At 32.8% G+C, this 18,110-nt stretch carries 17 protein-coding genes and 1 tRNA gene; 16 read left to right on the top strand and 2 right to left on the bottom strand.

Translation table 11 applies throughout. The annotated features are described in order from the left end of the window. Positions 1-60 precede the first annotated feature (60 nt). Positions 61-234, top strand: a complete 174-nt coding sequence (locus QNH69_RS07995) for a 4Fe-4S binding protein (protein WP_282929958.1) — start codon at positions 61-63, stop codon at positions 232-234. 151 nt (positions 235-385) lie between these two features. On the opposite strand, the gene QNH69_RS07990 is transcribed toward QNH69_RS07995, so the two are convergent. Continuing rightward, a tRNA-Thr gene (locus QNH69_RS07990) sits at positions 386-461 on the bottom strand. A gap of 104 nt (positions 462-565) precedes the next feature. On the opposite strand from QNH69_RS07990, the gene QNH69_RS07985 reads away from it, so the two are divergent. The 15 genes from QNH69_RS07985 (at position 566) to QNH69_RS07915 (ending at position 17,540) form a co-directional block, all read left to right on the top strand. Continuing rightward, on the top strand, positions 566-1,762 hold the full coding sequence (locus QNH69_RS07985; RefSeq protein WP_282929957.1) for a hypothetical protein: 1,197 nt from the start codon (positions 566-568) through the stop codon (positions 1,760-1,762). 7 nt (positions 1,763-1,769) lie between these two features. Beyond that, the gene (locus tag QNH69_RS07980) at positions 1,770-2,543 is read left to right on the top strand and encodes a TraX family protein (protein ID WP_282929956.1); all 774 of its coding nucleotides are present in this window, start codon (positions 1,770-1,772) and stop codon (positions 2,541-2,543) included. Positions 2,544-2,552: 9 nt separating this feature from the next. Continuing rightward, positions 2,553-4,640: a Tex family protein gene (locus tag QNH69_RS07975; RefSeq protein ID WP_282929955.1), complete on the top strand. Its 2,088-nt coding sequence runs from the start codon at positions 2,553-2,555 to the stop codon at positions 4,638-4,640. A gap of 8 nt (positions 4,641-4,648) precedes the next feature. Continuing rightward, positions 4,649-6,361, top strand: a complete 1,713-nt coding sequence (locus QNH69_RS07970; RefSeq protein WP_282929954.1) for a proline--tRNA ligase — start codon at positions 4,649-4,651, stop codon at positions 6,359-6,361. A gap of 54 nt (positions 6,362-6,415) precedes the next feature. Further along, positions 6,416-7,282, top strand: a complete 867-nt coding sequence (gene fba / locus QNH69_RS07965) for a class II fructose-1,6-bisphosphate aldolase (RefSeq protein ID WP_282929953.1) — start codon at positions 6,416-6,418, stop codon at positions 7,280-7,282. A 54-nt stretch (positions 7,283-7,336) separates the two neighbouring features. Then, positions 7,337-8,641 (top strand): transcription termination factor Rho, encoded by a 1,305-nt coding sequence (gene rho / locus QNH69_RS07960; protein WP_282929952.1) that lies wholly within the window; start codon positions 7,337-7,339, stop codon positions 8,639-8,641. Between the two features lie 69 nt (positions 8,642-8,710). Continuing rightward, the gene (gene rpmE, locus QNH69_RS07955; RefSeq protein ID WP_282929951.1) at positions 8,711-8,914 is read left to right on the top strand and encodes a 50S ribosomal protein L31; all 204 of its coding nucleotides are present in this window, start codon (positions 8,711-8,713) and stop codon (positions 8,912-8,914) included. A gap of 36 nt (positions 8,915-8,950) precedes the next feature. Beyond that, positions 8,951-9,745 (top strand): peptide chain release factor N(5)-glutamine methyltransferase, encoded by a 795-nt coding sequence (gene prmC / locus QNH69_RS07950; RefSeq protein ID WP_282929950.1) that lies wholly within the window; start codon positions 8,951-8,953, stop codon positions 9,743-9,745. A 2-nt stretch (positions 9,746-9,747) separates the two neighbouring features. Continuing rightward, positions 9,748-10,818 carry a peptide chain release factor 1 gene (prfA, locus tag QNH69_RS07945; protein WP_282929949.1) on the top strand — a complete coding sequence of 357 codons (1,071 nt, stop codon included), beginning with the start codon at positions 9,748-9,750 and terminating at the stop codon, positions 10,816-10,818. A gap of 1 nt (position 10,819) precedes the next feature. Further along, positions 10,820-11,815 (top strand): cation diffusion facilitator family transporter, encoded by a 996-nt coding sequence (locus QNH69_RS07940; protein WP_282929948.1) that lies wholly within the window; start codon positions 10,820-10,822, stop codon positions 11,813-11,815. Continuing rightward, positions 11,796-12,833 (top strand): L-threonylcarbamoyladenylate synthase, encoded by a 1,038-nt coding sequence (locus tag QNH69_RS07935; RefSeq protein ID WP_282929947.1) that lies wholly within the window; start codon positions 11,796-11,798, stop codon positions 12,831-12,833. The genes QNH69_RS07940 and QNH69_RS07935 overlap by 20 nt, the downstream gene beginning before the upstream one ends. Before the next feature lie 9 nt (positions 12,834-12,842). Continuing rightward, complete coding sequence (upp, locus tag QNH69_RS07930; RefSeq protein ID WP_282929946.1) at positions 12,843-13,475, top strand: uracil phosphoribosyltransferase; 633 nt, start codon at positions 12,843-12,845, stop codon at positions 13,473-13,475. Positions 13,476-13,486: 11 nt separating this feature from the next. Then, complete coding sequence (gene murA / locus QNH69_RS07925; RefSeq protein WP_282929945.1) at positions 13,487-14,764, top strand: UDP-N-acetylglucosamine 1-carboxyvinyltransferase; 1,278 nt, start codon at positions 13,487-13,489, stop codon at positions 14,762-14,764. Further along, complete coding sequence (locus QNH69_RS07920; protein WP_282929944.1) at positions 14,765-16,921, top strand: ATP-dependent RecD-like DNA helicase; 2,157 nt, start codon at positions 14,765-14,767, stop codon at positions 16,919-16,921. Beyond that, positions 16,914-17,540, top strand: a complete 627-nt coding sequence (locus tag QNH69_RS07915; RefSeq protein ID WP_282929943.1) for a ComF family protein — start codon at positions 16,914-16,916, stop codon at positions 17,538-17,540. The genes QNH69_RS07920 and QNH69_RS07915 overlap by 8 nt, the downstream gene beginning before the upstream one ends. Here the strand turns inward: QNH69_RS07915 and QNH69_RS07910 are convergent. Further along, positions 17,532-18,053 (bottom strand): hypothetical protein, encoded by a 522-nt coding sequence (locus QNH69_RS07910; protein ID WP_282929942.1) that lies wholly within the window; start codon positions 18,051-18,053, stop codon positions 17,532-17,534. The two genes, QNH69_RS07915 and QNH69_RS07910, sit on opposite strands and share 9 nt — an antisense overlap. Positions 18,054-18,110 lie beyond the last annotated feature (57 nt).

Genomic DNA, 18,110 nt, shown 5'->3' with positions numbered 1-18,110 from the left:
GTTGACATTTTTGAATTAATAATGTATACTCATATTAGTAAAACATTAGGAGGTAAAATAATGGCTTACGTAATAGACGCAGATACATGCATTTCATGTGGAACATGTGCAGGTGAATGTCCAGTAGAAGCAATCTCAGCTGGAGACGATGCTTATGTAATCGAAGCAGATACATGTATTGATTGTGGAACTTGCGCTTCTGTTTGTCCAGTAGACGCAATTGATCCAGAATAAAAAGTACATAAAAAGTAGACATATTAAAAACTACCAAGCTTGTCTTGGTAGTTTTTTTGTAAAGTAATAATTATTATTTAAAATTATTATTTAATAAGAAAAAAAGACCTAGTAAGAAAAAATAACTGTACCTAGGTCATTTATCATAGTATGGAGCTTCAAACAGGAATCGAACCTGCAACCTACGGTTTACGATACCGTTGCTCTGCCAATTGAGCTATTGAAGCCTATAATACGATATTATACTGATATATTAAAATAATCAAAGTTATATATTTTAAAAATATTTGTATGTAATTGCTAATTTGATATAATTATAAAAGGAGTTATTATGGATTTATCATTTATTCTTAGACAATTACAGACTTTATCAACAGATTATAAAATAGCGCTAGTTCCAATTGCAATAATTGTACTAAATTTGCTTATATTTTTAGTGTCTAAAACATTTAGAAAAGCTGGTCTATTTGTGCTGGTCTTAGCTTTTGCTATTGACTATGCTATTAAGATGCTTCCGTTTGACCTTTATGGGCAAATCCCTTGGTTATATAATGCTGTAACCGGTCTTTATATACTTGGCTTTGTAATATTTTTCTTAAAAGTATTAAAGATGTCAATAAGAATTAATAATAACGCGAGAAAATCTGAAACAAATGAAAATTCCAAGTTTAAAGATTTTCTAAAATTCACTGGAATCACACCATTTCTTTTGATGCTAGTAATTAACTTGTTTAATTATAATGATTTAATCCCTAAAAACATATTGACTATCTTAACTTCTATAAGTTTTATTTACATGACCATCAAAACTGTCTATTCTACATCTAGGTACTTATCAAGCAAAGATAATTTTCTATTGAAAGATAAGATGGATTTTAAAGAGATTCAAGAATTTTTGAACGATGATGGAAAACCAGAAAATAAAACTAACTCAAAGAATCAGGGAAGAAGAACAAGAAAGTCTTTTGATATAGATAATGATGGTGATGAAACCATCAAGATTTATGAAAAGCCAGAAAAATCCAATAATCATGCTGTGGACACAAATGATTATAATTTTGTAAAAGTCCCAAGTTCAGAAAGTGAAGTTTATGAAAGTTCAGATACTAATAAACTTTCAAATACTGATATAATTAAACTTGTGTCTGGAGATTTTGATCAGATTAGAAATATAACAGTTATGTCTATTACTGACCTTAGAAGTGGAGAAGTAACTAGCTACAAAAGTAAGAGACCGATTTTAAAAATTCACGAAGAAAACGAATATAAAATCGACTTGGAATTTGAGACTGTAAATGAATATGATTATGGAAGATTTATTGACATACTTCTTGCTTACTCAAAGGATAAGGATAGATATAAATTTGAACTTGAAGTAGCACCATCTACAAACCCTAACAATAAGATAATATTTTTTGATCCGTCAAATGTTTATGATATAGATGAAACAGACTATGCTAATGTTGGGGGCAAGATTATCAGTATGAATTTTCCAAAATATAAGATAAATTTCATTACTGGCAACTAGGAGTTTTATGGATATACTGAAGGTAAATTCTTTAGAAGAATATAATAAAATTTGGAATAGGGATAGGTCATATTTAACTGCTGGGCATTTAAAGTGGATAGCTATCTTCACTATGCTCCTATCCCATCTTGCCCAAACGAATTTAATGTATAATATGGGTGAAGAATATTGGTTTATGGCTGATCTTTTTGTTTTTATCGGAAGAATAGCTATGCCAATATTTTGTTTTTTTACAGTCCAAGCTGTAATTCACACAAAAAATTATAAGAAATATTTTTTTAGACTTTTAGCCTTCGCTTTGGTCGCTGAAGTGCCCTATGACTTGGCCTTCTATGAAGAGCCTTTCTACTCATATGGACAAAATGTTATATTTACAATATTAATAGCAGCCTTGGCTATATTTTTCATTGAAAAACTTTTAAAGAGATATGAAAACATTATAATAAATATTGCTGGTATTATTTTATTAACTATAGCTGCTATGCACTTGGCTGTACTATTAAGGACTGATTACTCATCCAAAGGAGTATTGGCTATTGTTTTATTATATTTGGCTAGAAATAATAAAATACTTAGTGCCTTAGCTTTAATGATTGGATTTTTGTTTGAATTTGAAGTTTGGGGATCTGTTATACCCATTAGCTATGGATTTGTATATTTAGCCATTCCCTTAATTATGCTATATAATGGGAAAAAAGGAAAGCAAAATAAATGGGCTTTTTATATTTTTTATCCTGCTCATTTATTAGTAATTTATTTGTTGAAACTATTAATTTTATAAAAGGAAATTATGGATATAATACATATTTTATCAGAGCAATTAAATCTAGAAGAAGAAAAAATTATAAGTGTTAGAGACTTACTAGATGAAGGTTCTACAGTAGCCTTTATTGCAAGATATAGAAAAGAAAAAACTGGAAATTTAACTGACGTTGAGATAAGAGAAATCGAAAAAAATCTCAATAAACTTAGAAATGTTGAGAAAAGACAAGAGGAAATACTTAGTTCTATAGAATCTCAAGGTAAACTTACAGAAGAGCTAAAAGAACAAATTCTATCTACCAATTCTCTAACATTGCTAGAAGATATTTATAGCCCTTATAAGAAAAAAAGAAAGACAAGAGCTGATCTTGCAAGGGAACTTGGACTTGAAGACTTATATAAGTATTTATTTTCTGAAGCTAAAGATAACGAAGATGCATTAAATTTTGCCAAAGATTTTATAAACGATGATGTTGAAAGTCCAGAGATAGCAATTGAAAAATCTCTTGACATTATGGCTGAAGATATTTCTAACAATATAGATGCAAGAAACATTATAAGACGTGATGGGATGATAAGAGCAAAGATTATTGCAACAGAAAAAGAAGATTCCGAAAATCTTTACCAAACTTATTATGATTTTTCTAAAAAACTAAAAGATATAAAGGCTTATCAAATCTTAGCCTTAAATCGTGCTGAAAAAGAAGATGCACTTGCTATAAAAGTTGAGTTTTCTGATGATTATAACAAGAAACTAATCAGTAACTTATATGAAGTAAACAATGACTATCAAAAATCATTGATAGATAAGTCTATTGATGACGCATATAAGAGACTGATACTGCCGTCAATAACCACAGAACTTAGAAATTTCTTGACAGAAAATGCAGAAGATGAATCTATTAAGGTATTTTCGAACAACTTAAAGCCTTATTTACTACAAAGACCTATAAAAGGAAAAAATGTAATGGGGCTTGACCCTGGTTATAGAACAGGTTGTAAGGTAGCAGTAGTTGATCAAAATGGAAAGTATTTGGACCAAGCTGTTATTTACCCAGTCATACCTCACAAAAAAGAAAAAGAATCAATAGCAATATTGAAAAATCTTATAGAAAAACATGATGTGAGTTTAATAGCCTTGGGCAATGCAACTGCAAGTAGGGAAACAGAAGTTTTTGTAAATAAATTATTAGAAGAAATAGATAAAGATATTGCCTATGCTGTGGTAAACGAAGCAGGAGCTTCTGTATATTCTGCATCAAGTCTTGGTGAGGAGGAATTCCCAGACCTTGATGTTACTATTCGTGGAGCTATATCCATGGCCAGACGACTCCAAGATCCTATGGCAGAACTAGTAAAAATCGAGCCTAAGCACATTGGTGTAGGCCAATATCAACACGATATAAACGAGAAAAAGCTCGATGAAGAGCTCTCAAAAGTTGTAGAAGATGCAGTAAATGAAGTAGGAGTTACTATTAACAATGCTTCCTATAAGCTTTTGTCCTATGTATCTGGCCTAAATTTAACCATTGCAAAGCGTATAGAAGATGAGTTTAAAGAAGGAAATCTAATCTATAGAAAAGATTTGAAAAAAGTTAAGGGATTGGGAGATAAGACCTACAAACTTGCAGCAGGATTCTTAAGATTTCCTGACTCACCTGAAATTTTAGATAATACAGGTGTCCACCCAGAAAGTTATAAGATAGCCAACAAGGTTAAAGATTTAGATTTAACTGAAATTGATATAGATAAACTTGCTGGTGAATTGGAAGTTGGAAGGCCGACTTTAGAAGATATTATTAGTGAGCTTAAAAAACCTGGCCGTGATCCTAGGGAAGATAATCCTGAAATCCTCACTAAGTCTGAAATAATGACTATTGACGATTTGAAAATAGGGGACGAGCTTACAGGTAAGGTTAGAAATATCACAGATTTTGGGGCTTTTGTAGATATAGGAGTTGGAATTGATGGATTAGTCCATATTTCAAATATCAGCAATAAATTCATCAAAGATCCAAATGAAGTATTGACAAATTCAGACATTGTGAAAGTAAGAGTTATAGAGATAGATAAGAAAAGAGAAAGAATTGGTTTATCCATGAAGGATGTTAAATAAGGAGAATTATGAGATTATCAAAGTATTACATGCCAACACTAAGGGAAGACCCAGTTGACGCAGAGACAGCAAGCCACAAGCTCTTAGTTAGAGGAGCATTTATTAGAAAGCAAGCTAGTGGTATTTATTCATTCTTACCATTGGGACAAAAAGTTAAAAATAAAATTATCGATATAGTCAAAGTAGCTATGGACGGCCATGATTCTATAGAGATTTCTACATCTATTTTGCAAGATAAAGAAATTTGGGAAAAAAGTGGACGTTGGGATACTTTTGGTCCTGAAATGTTCAAAATAAAAGATAGGAACGAAAGAGAGTACGCCCTAGGACCTACAGCAGAAGAAGCTCTTACAGCTTTAGTTAAAAACGAACTTAATTCCTATAAACAATTACCATTAAATCTATATCAAATAGTTGATAAGTTTAGAGACGAAAAAAGGCCTAGATTTGGTATCAATAGAAGTCGTGACTTCTTAATGAAAGATGCCTATTCTTTTGATAAAGACCAAAAAGGTTTGGAAGAATCTTACAAATTGATGTGGGATGCTTATGTAGAGGCTTTTGATAAGATGGGTCTTGATTACAAAATTGTAGAAGGTGATACTGGTTCAATGGGCGGAAGAATGTCTCATGAATTCATAGCACTAGCAGAAACAGGTGAAGGAGTGATTTTCTTTACTGAAGACTCTGATTATGCTGCTACTGATGAGAAGGCTCGCTTTAAATTTGAGCCAATAGTAGAAGATTTAAAAGATTTAGAACTTATAGAAACACCAAATGTTACTACTATAGAAGAAGTAAGTGAATTCTTAGCGATTCCATCTAATAAATTTGCAAAAGTAGTTGACTTGCTGGTAAAAGGTGAGCCAGTTTTTGTAGTGATTCCTGGTGACCGTGAACTAAATGAAGCAAAACTTTTGTCATATTTGAAGGTTGCTGAACACGATGTTGAAATGATGGATGATGAAACCATAGAGAAAATAACAGGAGCAAAAGCAGGATTTACAGGTCCTAAAGGCTTAGAAGATGTGAGAGTCCTTGTTGATGAATCTATAACAAAAATCAACAATGTTGTTATAGGTGCAAATAAAACTGACTACCACTATATAAATGCAAATTTTGCTAGAGATTTTGAAGGTGAAGTTGTAGAAGACCTACTTACTGCCAAGGAAGGTGATATGGCCTATGATGAATCTGGCAAATTAAAATCTGCTCGTGGTATAGAAGTAGGCAATATTTTCCAATTAGGAACTAAATATTCTGAGAGCCTTGAGGCATATTTCCTAGATGAAAACGGCAAACAACAACCATTTATTATGGGAAGCTATGGCATAGGTATATCTAGATCAATATCAGCAATAGTTGAACAAAATTACGATGATAAGGGAATAATATGGCCAACATCTGTAGCACCATTTGAAGCTATGATTACAATCATAAATATCAATGATGAAAATCAAAAGAAGCTTGGAGAAGAAATATACCAAGAGTTAAGAAAAAAAGGTATTGATGTTCTCCTAGATGATAGAAAAGAAAGAGCTGGAGTTAAATTCAACGACCGAGATCTCATAGGTATTCCATATAGGATAACAGTAGGAAAAGATGCAAAAGACAATGTAGTTGAATACTCAACAAGAAAAGAAATGCAAAATGAAAAGATTGAGAAGTCAAAAGCTATAGAAGAAGTTATTTCATCTGTAAGAGAAGACTTAGGAAGATAAAAAGGGTATCATCTAAGTAGTAAAGAAACTTATTTAAATTATAAGGAGAAAATAATGATAGTTAATGCAAAAGAATTCTTAGACAAAGCATACGAAAATGGATATGCAATAGGACATTTCAACACAAACAACCTTGAATGGACTAGAGCAATCCTTGAAGCTGCAGAAGAAAAACAAACCGCTGTTATCATAGCATCATCTGAAGGTGCTGCAAAATACATGGGTGGATTTAGAGTAGTAGCTGACCTGGTTCGCGCTATGCACGATGAGTTAAACATCACTGTTCCAGTTGCTATACACCTAGACCATGGAACATATGAAGGTGCAAAAGCTTGTATAGAAGCAGGATTTACTTCCGTAATGTTTGATGGATCAAGCCTTCCACTTGATGAAAACCTTGAAAAAACTCGTGAAATAGTAGAACTTGCTCATGCTAAAAACATTTCTGTAGAAGCAGAAGTTGGTGGCATTGGTGGAGAAGAAGACGGTGTAGCAAGCGAAGGAGAACTTGCAGATGTAGAAGAATGTAAGAAGATAGCTTCTTGTGGTATTGACTTCCTAGCTGCAGGTATAGGTAATATTCACGGTGTTTATCCAGAAAATTGGAAAGGATTAAACTTTGATAGATTAAAAGAAATTTCTGATGCAGTAAATATGCCAATTGTACTTCACGGTGGCACAGGAATACCTGAAGATCAAGTTAAAAAAGCTATAGAACTTGGTGTTTCAAAGATCAATGTAAATACAGAATGTCAAATAGCATTTTCTAAAGAAACTCGAAAATATATCGAAGAAGGCAAAGACCAACAAGGTAAAGGCTTTGATCCAAGAAAACTACTAGCACCAGGAACAAAGGCTATCAAAGAAGTTGTTTATGAAAAAATAGCTATGATGGGTTCAGAAGGCTCTGCTAATAAATAGTAAAAAGATTGAAAGTAAAGGGCCTTTGGGTCCTTTATTTCTATTAAGGAATATATGACAAATTACCAAGAAAATACAGTAGCTGAACTGAGAGAAATTGCCAAAGAATTAGAAATCTCCTCAGTTACTAAATATAAAAAAGATGAATTAATAAAACTAATCGAACAAGCTCAAAAAGAAAATGAAGAAGATAAAAAAGAAAAACAAGACAATGATCTGGGAGCTAAGTTTGATTGTGAGGGTGTACTAGAGATCTTACCAGATGGTTATGGATTCCTAAGATCTGACCTTTATGAGCAAGGTGACGATGATATATACGTACCACCTAAGCAAATAAAGATGTTTAGACTAAAAACAGGAGATTACATAAGAGGAATCGCCCGTGAAAAGCACGACAAAGATAAATTTGCTCCATTAATATTCGTAACGGATGTTAATGGTATAAAACCTGGTGAGGCCTTTAATAGAATAAGTTTTGAAGACTTAACACCTATATATCCAGATGAAAGATTACAATTAGAAAGAGCTGCTGATGATTTATCGGGCAGAATCATAGACATCATATCCCCAATAGGCAAGGGTCAAAGAGGTCTGATAGTTTCCCAACCTAAGGCTGGTAAAACCACTCTAATCAAACAGATAGAAAGATCTATAGAAAAAAACTATGATGATGTCAAAATATTTGTACTTTTAATCGATGAAAGGCCAGAAGAAGTTACAGACTTTATAAGATTTGTAAATGAATACAGGGACCCTTCAAATGATTATATGAGAACAGAAGTTGCCTCATCTACTTTTGATATGCCACCACAAAATCATGTAGAAATAGCAGATATGATTTTGGAGAGAGCTAAAAGATTCGTAGAAGACAAAAAGGACGTTGTAATCCTACTTGACTCTATAACAAGGCTTACAAGAGCTTATAACATAGTAACTCCTCAATCAGGTAAAACTTTATCTGGTGGACTTGATCCTATGGCCCTTGTAGGTCCAAAACAATTTTTTGGAGCGGCCAGAAATATTGAGGGTGGAGGATCTCTTACAATCCTTGCTACAGCCCTAATCGATACTGGTTCTAGAATGGATGACCTTATTTTCGAGGAATTTAAGGGAACTGGTAATATGGAAGTCCACCTTGATAGAAGACTTTCTGATAGGAGAATCTTCCCTGCTATAAATATAGAAAAATCATCTACCAGAAGGGAAGATTTACTACTAAATAAGGAAGAATTAGAAGCAATCTATAAGCTAAGGAAATCAGAATTAGATAAAACAGGATCAATTATTGATCTCATTGACTTTATGAAAAGAACCGATTCTAATGATAAATTTGTAGATCTTATAAATAGAACACTTTGACTTGATTATAAGCTTTAGACATGGTATAATCTTAAATGCTTATTGAATGAAGAAGATAGAGGTGTTTATATGAAAAAAGACTTACATCCAGAATACCACGAAGCTAAGGTAACATGTATTTCTTGCGGTAATGAATTTACTGTTGGATCTACAGAAGAAGAAATAAAAGTAGAAGTTTGCAGCAATTGCCATCCATTCTACTCAGGTAAACAAAGAACAGCTGAACGTGGTGGTAATGTAGAGAAATTTAACAGAAGATACGGTAGAAAATAATAAGGTTAGGAAACTAACCTTATTTTTGTATGCATAATGAAAGTAAAAGATATTATAAATAAGGCAAATGATGATTTAATAATAGGATTATCATATCTAATGGATAAGTCAAAATCATATTTATATTTAAATTCACATGAAGAATTAACAAGCGATATAGAAGAAAAAATTTTATCCATAGAAGAAGATCTAAATAATGGAATCCCATTGCAATATGCCCTAGGATATTGGGAGTTTTTAAATATAAGTTTAATAGTTGACAAAAGAGCGCTCATACCTAGGTTTGAAACTGAGATTATAGTCGACTATATAATAAAATCTGATTTTAAAAAAGATAAGATCTTGGACATAGGGGCAGGCTCTGGAGCCATAAGCCTTAGTTTAAGTAAAAATTTGCCTCAATCTCAGGTACTGGGAGTAGATATTAGTGATGAAGCACTAAGTCTTTGCAATGAGAATAAAAATAATTTGAACCTTACTAACGTTAATTTTATAAAAAGTGATTTGTTTGATAATATCAGCGATAAATTTGACATTATAGTTTCAAATCCTCCCTATATTAACGAGAAAGATTATCTTGCCTTGGACAAAAAGCTATACCATGAACCAAAACTAGCCTTGTATGGTGGAAAAGATGGTCTGTATTTCTATAAAAAGATTATTGACCAAGCTAATGATTATTTAAATGATCAAGGGCATCTAATTTTTGAAATTGGATATGATCAAAAGGATCCAATCAATGAACTATTGGTCAAATCTGATTTTAAAAATATAATTAATTTGAAAGATTTTAATGGGTTTGATAGGTTTATCATTGCCCAGAAAGGATAACTATGTTCGAAAATTTAGATCATATTAGAGAAAATTTTAAGGATTTGGAGTTAAAACTTGCAGACCCTGTAATTATTTCTGACATTGAAAAATACACAAAGATATCTAGAGAATACAATTCACTTAAACCAGTGGTTGAAAAATACGAGGATATCCTAAACTCTGAAGCAACTATAGAAGAAAACCAAGAATTGTTAGAAGAAACCAATGATGAAGAAATGGTTGAAATGCTAAAAGAGCAAATCAACGAAGAAAAGAAAAATCTTGAAGTTTATAACGAAGAAATGAAAATTCTACTAATTCCTAAGGATCCTAACGATACAAAAGACGTAATCGTAGAGATTAGACCAGGAGCTGGTGGAGATGAAGCCGGACTTTTTGCAGGCGATTTGTATAGAATGTACAATATGTATGCTGATAAAGCAGGCTTTAAGACAGAAGAAATAGAAGTTACTACCCAGGGAGTAGGGGGCATCAAAGAAGCTACCTTTGTTGTAAAGGGTGAAGGTGCCTACTCAAAACTAAAATATGAGTCTGGAGTTCACAGGGTTCAACGTGTTCCAGAAACAGAATCTGGTGGTAGGATCCATACATCTACAGCAACAGTAGCAGTAATGCCAGAAGTTGATGAAGTTGATATAAAACTTGACCCAAACGATATAAGAGTAGATGTTTATAGATCTTCTGGTAATGGTGGGCAATCTGTAAATACAACAGACTCTGCTGTAAGACTTACTCACGAACCAACAGGTCTTGTTGTAACCTGTCAAGATGAGAAAAGTCAGATTAAAAATAAAGAAAAAGCAATGAGAGTTTTGAGAGCTCGCCTTTATGAGATAGAAGAGGAAAAGAGAAACAAAGAAATTGCAGATAACAGAAAATCCCAAGTCGGAACTGGTGATAGGTCTGAAAGAATTAGGACCTACAACTTCCCTCAAGGTAGGATTACAGATCATAGAATCAATAAAACCATCTACCAACTAGAAGACTTTTTAAATGGCAATATTGAAGAAATGATTGAAGCACTAACAACTGAAGATCAAACTAGAAAACTAGAACACATAGGTGAATAAATTGTTTAATTTATTAGCTAGTAAATTTGTAGATGATTATAAGAATGAGAATAATCCTCACACTAGATTGGCTTTAATATCCCTTTCATCTATAATATCAATTGTAATAAATATCTTGCTTAGTGCAGGTAAATTAATAGTAGGAGTGATAGTAAACTCTGCTGCTATAATTAATGATGGATTTAACAACCTGTCTGATACTATTGTAGCTATAATGGCCTTTGTGGGTGCTAAAATAAGTAGGAAACCTGCAGATAAAGAACACCCTCACGGATATGGTAGGGGAGAAGCGTTAATTACTTTGCTAGTTAGTATATTGATAATGTATGTTGGATTTTCCTTGCTTATAAATTCCTTGGGAAAATTTAAGGAAGATAATATAGTATCAATTAACTATCTAACAATGGGAGTACTAGTCATAAGTATACTTGCCAAAATCTATATTTATTTTCTAAATAGAAGATTATATAGAAATCTTGACTCTGAACTAAATTTAGGGGTTATGATAGATTCAAGAAATGACATACTATCAACTCTTGCCATAATTATATCTTTGTACCTACAAAAATATATAAACTTTAACCTGGATGCCTTAGCAGGTGTTATTCTATCTGGTGCAGTATTTATGCCAGGTTTTAATATGTTTAGAGACACCATGAACTATCTACTAGGCCAAAGGCTTAGCCCAGTAGTTGAGAAAAAGCTTGGGGATTTGTTGATGGATAATCATTTTATAATTGGTTATCATGGATTAGAAATACACGATTACGGCAAAGGACATATGGATGGAACTGTTGATGTTGAAATAGCACAAAATATATCACTTTTAGCAGCCCATCAATTAATAACTGACATTCAAAAAGAAGTAGAAAAAGAAACAGGAATTAGACTAAATGTACATTTAGATCCAACATATTCCCTAATACTTAATGATAATTTGAAAAGAGAAATTGAACAATTAGAAAAACAGGCAATAAATGAATACGACGATTTCTAAAATAGATCGAAATAATATTAATAAAAAAATTATAGAAAATGCAGGAAAAATCATAAAGGAAGGCTCCCTAGTAGCCTTTCCTACTGAAACTGTTTATGGCCTTGGTGCCGATGGCTTAAACGAAGATGCGTGCAAGCATATATTTGAAGCCAAGGGAAGACCAAGTGACAACCCACTAATTTTACATATTTCTAATATATCTATGTTATATAATTTAACTGATAATATAAACGAAGAAAGTAAAAAATTAATGAAAAGTTGCTGGCCGGGACCTCTTACTATTATATTTAAAAAATCAGATAAGGTCCCTAGTGCCGTCACAGCAGGCCTAGACACCGTTGCAATAAGGTATCCTAAAGATGAGATAGCTCTTGCCTTAATAAGTGCGGCAAATACTCCAATTGCAGCTCCTAGTGCAAACTTATCAGGCAAGCCATCACCAACTAGGGCCATTGATGTATACCAAGACCTAAAAGGAAGGATTCCACTTATTATTGATGGTGGATCTTGTGATATAGGTATTGAATCAACAGTAATAGACCTCAGCGAAGAAGTACCAACCATACTTAGACCAGGCTTTTATACTTATGAATATATTAAGGAAATCTTGCCAAATGTAAGACTTGATGATTCTATAGTTGATAGCAAAAAAACACCAAAATCCCCTGGTCAAAAATACACTCACTATGCTCCAAAGGCAAGGATGGAAATTTTTGTAGGGGAAAAAGCCTCTGATGAAATACTCAAAAAGGCTATAGATGAAAAGGAAAAAGGTAAGAAGGTAGGAGTACTAATATTTGAAGACCAAATAAGTAAGTTTAAAGATTTTAAGCTTATAAGTCTTGGTAACAGAGAAGAACTTAACTATATGTCCCATGTTTTATTTACATCACTTAGGATGATGGATGATGAAAATGTTGATTTAATCTTAGCTGAGGGTGTAAGTGAAGAAGGCTTGGGTAAGAGTATAATGAATAGAATGAAGAAGTCAGCATCTTTTAATGTAAACTATGTATAGGAGAAATGAATGCAAGAACATGTAAAAATTTTGGACCATCCGGTAATTAAACACAAGATATCTATTCTTAGGGATATAAATACAGGATCAAACGAATTCAGATCTATCATAAAAGAGATAGCTATGATTCTAGCATATGAGGCTACAAAAGATTTAGAGCTTGAAGAATACGAAGTTGAAACACCAATAGCTAAAACAACTGGTTACAAGCTATCTGGCAAAAAACTTGGCATAGTACCAATCTTAAGGGCTGGTCTTGGCATGGTTGATGGTGTTTTGGAGGTCTTTCCTGCAGCCAAAATTGGACACATAGGTATGTATAGGGATGAAGAGACCCTAATGCCAGTTGAATACTATTCTAAATTGCCATTAGATGTTGAAAAAAGAGACATTATTGTCATTGACCCAATGCTTGCAACAGGTGGTTCAGCTTGTGATGCAATAGACAATTTAAAAGCTAAAGGTTGCAATAGTATAAGATTACTAAGCATTATAGCGGCTCCAGAAGGAATCGAAAAACTAAGAGAAGCTCATCCTGATGTTGAAATCACAGTTGCGCAACTTGATGAGGGATTAAATGAAAATAGTTACATTGTACCTGGCCTTGGTGATGCAGGAGATAGACTATTTGGTACAAAATAAAGGAAATATAAATGGATAAGAAAGAAATTTTACTTATAAACGGTGGCGGACCATTAAGAGGAGAAGTTATTATCTCAGGAGCCAAGAATTCTGCTCTACCAATACTTGCTGCTTGTGTTTTGGGTACTGAAGAAATAATTCTAGATGGTGTACCTGATCTTAAAGATGTTGAGATAATGATTGAAGTATTAAGACATCTTGGCAGTAAGGTGGAATATATAGGAGATGAATCCTTAAGAATAGATTCATCTGGTATAAATACTTGTGAAACTCCTTTTGAACTTATGGATAAGATGAGAGCCTCATTTGTAGTTATGGGTCCATTATTATCAAGATTTAAAGAAGCACACACTAAGGCTCCTGGAGGATGTAATATAGGTGCTAGACCTATAGATCTTCATCTAAAGGGATTTGAAGCTTTAGGAGCAGAGGCGCTTGTAAATGATGAAGCCATATCAATAACTACCAAGGGTGAACTTATAGGTAATGAAATATACCTAGACTTCCCATCTGTTGGTGCAACACAAAATATAATGATGGCAGCTACCCTTGCTAAGGGCGAAACTATCATAGAAAATGCTGCTAAAGAACCAGAAATTGTAGACCTTGCATCTTTCCTATCAAAAATGGGGGCAAAGATTAAGGGGGCTGGTACATCAACTATAGTAGTAGATGGTGTTGAGAAACTTACTGGTACACGTCATACCATAATTCCAGATAGGATTGAAGCGGCAAGCTATATGTTAGCAGCTGTTATGACCAAGGGTGATGTGACAATCAAAAATGTGATTGGCTCACACATTAGACCAGTTATAGCAAAGCTTATTGAAATGGGTGCTAGCGTAGAAGAAATCGAAGAAGAAGATATTATTAAGGTTTCTGCAAATCAAAAGCTTAAACCAACAAATATACAAACCCTACCATACCCAGGATTTCCAACAGATGCCCAAGCACAATTTATGGCTTTAATGACAGTCTGTGATGGTGAAAGTAAAATTCAAGAAACTGTTTTTGAAAATAGATTCATGCATGTAGAGCAATTAAATAAAATGGGTGCTGCTATCGCAACAAGTGGCAATAGAGCTACTATAGTTGGAGTAGACAAACTCCACGGTGCTGATGTAAAAGCAACTGATTTAAGAGCTGGTGCTGCCCTTGTTATGGCAGGTCTTACTGCAAGTGGACAAACAAAGATATCTGACATCTATCATATAGATAGGGGCTATAGCAAGCTAGTTGAAAAATTTACTAAGCTTGGTGGAGATATTAAGAGAGTAACAATAGATTAAATGAAAATAGAAGGCATAGTAACAAACATAATTTATAGAAATGAAGAAAATGGCTACAACATTATTGTTGTTGAAACTTCTGATTCTGATATAACTTGTGTGGGTACTATGCCTTTTTTTGAGCCTGGAGATAACTTAGAAATCGAAGGCGATTTTACCTACCATGATAAATATGGAGAGCAAATTATTGTTAACTCTGTAAATTTAAAAAAACCAACAGGGAAAGCCAGCATCATAAATTATTTGGCCAATGCAAATATTAAAGGCATAGGCAAAAAAACAGCATCAGATATCTACGACAGATTTAAAGATAAGTCAATAGATATCGTCTATAATGATCCCGATAAACTCATAGAAATACCAGGTATTGGCAAAAAGAAAATAGCTGATATTAAGATGACTTCAGAAGAATCTAGGGATTCGAGAAATACAATGCTATTTTTACAAGGCTTAAATATATCATATAATCTGTCTATGAAAATCTACAAACTTTATGGTAATGATGCTATAGATATAATAAAGACAAATCCCTACCAACTTATGGAAGACATATCTGGAATCGGATTTAAAATGGCTGATACTATTGGTCAAAATATGCAGATGAAGTCAAATTCTAAATTCAGGATATCTGCAGGGATTACCTATATATTGAATTATGAATCTGAATTTAATGGACATACAGCCTTAAAATATGATTATCTAGTAGATAATGTTAGTAAACTTTTGAGAGTTAAAAAAGAAGAAGTAGTAAAAGAAATAAATGACGATGTTCTAGAAGGCAAATTATATAATGTACTCATAAATGAACATAAATTTATTTATAAAAACTCATTATTTAAGGCAGAGAAATCTGTCGGTTTGGAGCTTTCATACAAAAAGAAAACATCGTATGCCTTTGATGTGACAATAGATGAAGATCTATCTGTATTTTCTGATGAACAGAAACTTGCCATAAACGAAGCATTCAAAAATATGCTTTTAGTAATTACTGGAGGTCCGGGTACAGGAAAAACCACTATAATAAAGGCCATTACCTCTATATTAAGGTCTAATAATCTCTCCTATGCTCTATTAGCTCCAACAGGACGAGCTGCAAAGAGAATGCAGGAATCAACTAATGATGAGGCCTATACAATACATAGGATGATAGGAATAAGGCCAGATGAAGTCATATCTGAATACAATGAAGAAAATCCTATAGAAAAAGATTATATAATTGTGGATGAGATGAGTATGGTCGATATTTATCTAATGAAGACCTTACTTTCAGCTATATCAGCAAGTACAGCCTTAATTTTGGTAGGGGATAGCGACCAATTGCCATCAGTTGGACCTGGCAACGTACTAAAAGATATCATAGAAACTGATATAAAAACCATAAGACTTAAAAAGATCTTTAGGCAAGCAGGAGAATCCAATATAGTTATCAATGCCCATAGGATCAATAATGGTGAGTATCCAATACTAAATGAGCAAGGTAAGGATTTCTTTTTTGTAGAGGCAAACCGAAATAATTTTAATGATGTTTTGATTGACCTAGTAAATAATAGGCTTCCGAAGTTTTACGGCATAGATAAGGTTAAGGACATACAAATACTTTGCCCTAGCAAGAAAACTCCATGGGGATCAGCATATGTAAATGAAAATATGCAAAAAGCTATCAACTTATCACAAGATAAAGTAGAAATAAATAAGCAAATTTTCAAAGTCAATGATAAGGTAATGCAGATTAGGAATAACTATAACCTTATACCAGAAAATTCTACCTATGAAACTGAGGGTGTCTATAATGGTGACATTGGTTTTGTTAGAGAAATTGATAGAGAGTATGAGAACTTAGAAGTTGTATTTTATGATGGTTCTTTTGTAAAATACAAAAAAGAAGATATAAAAGATTTAGATTTATCTTATGCCATAACAATTCATAAGTCCCAAGGTTCCGAATTTGATTGTGTGATTATACCTATGATGCAAGTAGCTCCAATGCTTTTAACTAGGAATTTGTTCTATACAGGTGTGACTCGTGCCAAAAAACTTGTTATTTTGGTTGGAGATAAAAAGATAATAAAGAAAATGGTTGATAATAATTCTTCCAATAAGAGGTATACTAATTTATCATACTGGATAAATGAGATGGGGGATGTCATTGATGATTAATTGGTTATTTCTTGACAAAAATATATGCTACATCTGTAAATCTAATGAGGCAGTTGCTCATTTCTTGTGTAAGGATTGCCTAAAAAAACTGGATTATGTTGCAAATCAATTCAAAATCGATAATTATCAGGCACATGCAGTTTATTTTTATAATGAGACGATGAAAAAACTAATCGCTGACTATAAATTTAATAGGAACACCTCTCTTAGCAAGGTATTTTCTAGCATTTTGTATGATTATGGCAGAGTCCACAAACTATTTGATGTTGATTATATTTTACCTTCGCCAAGTTCTAGACAGACTATAAATGATAGAGGCTTTGATCATATCAGAATGATTTGTGATTATTTTATTGATGATATTAATCCATCATATTTGGATAATTTTACAAAAGAGCGTAATACCAAGGCCCAACATACACTTTCTAAAGACGAAAGGTCTTACAATCTAAAGGGAGCCTTTAAATTTGATGGTGATTTGTCAGGTAAGTCAGTTTTAATAATAGATGATCTTATAACCACTGGCAATACTGTAAAAGAGATGGCGAAAGTTTTAGAAAAATCCAATGTAAAAGAGGTGACAGCCTTGGCTATCACCTCAGAACATAGATTAAACTAATAAGTATGATTGTAAATATGCTGTTGTTGTAGACTTATTAAATCCATATTTCCATAATAGGAATAATAGAATAACTATAAGTACCCAGAACCACCATGTTGTATAAAATGGTTTTTCTGCTTCAGCAGCTTTTCTTTCTCTAGGACTTCTGTGATTAGGGCTATTACTTCTGTTATTCCTATTAGCCCTGCTATGATCTTCTTCTTTTTTGTAGGAAAAAGAATCTTTATTATCCTTATTTTTTACTCTTTCAAAATCTTCCTCTACATCACTTTTTACATCATCAAAGTTTTCTTCTACTTCTTTTTTAGCCTTGTCGAAATCTTTTTCAAGATTATCTTTCGCCTTATTGAAGTTAGTTTTTAATTCTTTGCTAGTTTCTTCAAAATCTTCTTTGATATTATCACTAGTCTTATCTATTGATTCTTTGATATTATCGCCAGTTTCTTTTACCTGATCCTTAACATTGTCACCGTCTCCGGCTTCAAAGGTTCTTTTTTTATCATCAGTCATTATTAATCCTCCATAATAATAAAATACCCAATAATAAGACCTTTATTCAGCCTATTA

Source organism: Anaerococcus sp. Marseille-Q7828, from assembly GCF_949769285.1.
Classification (GTDB): Bacteria; Bacillota; Clostridia; order Tissierellales; family Peptoniphilaceae; genus Anaerococcus.
This window is presented reverse-complemented; position numbering and strand designations above follow the sequence as displayed.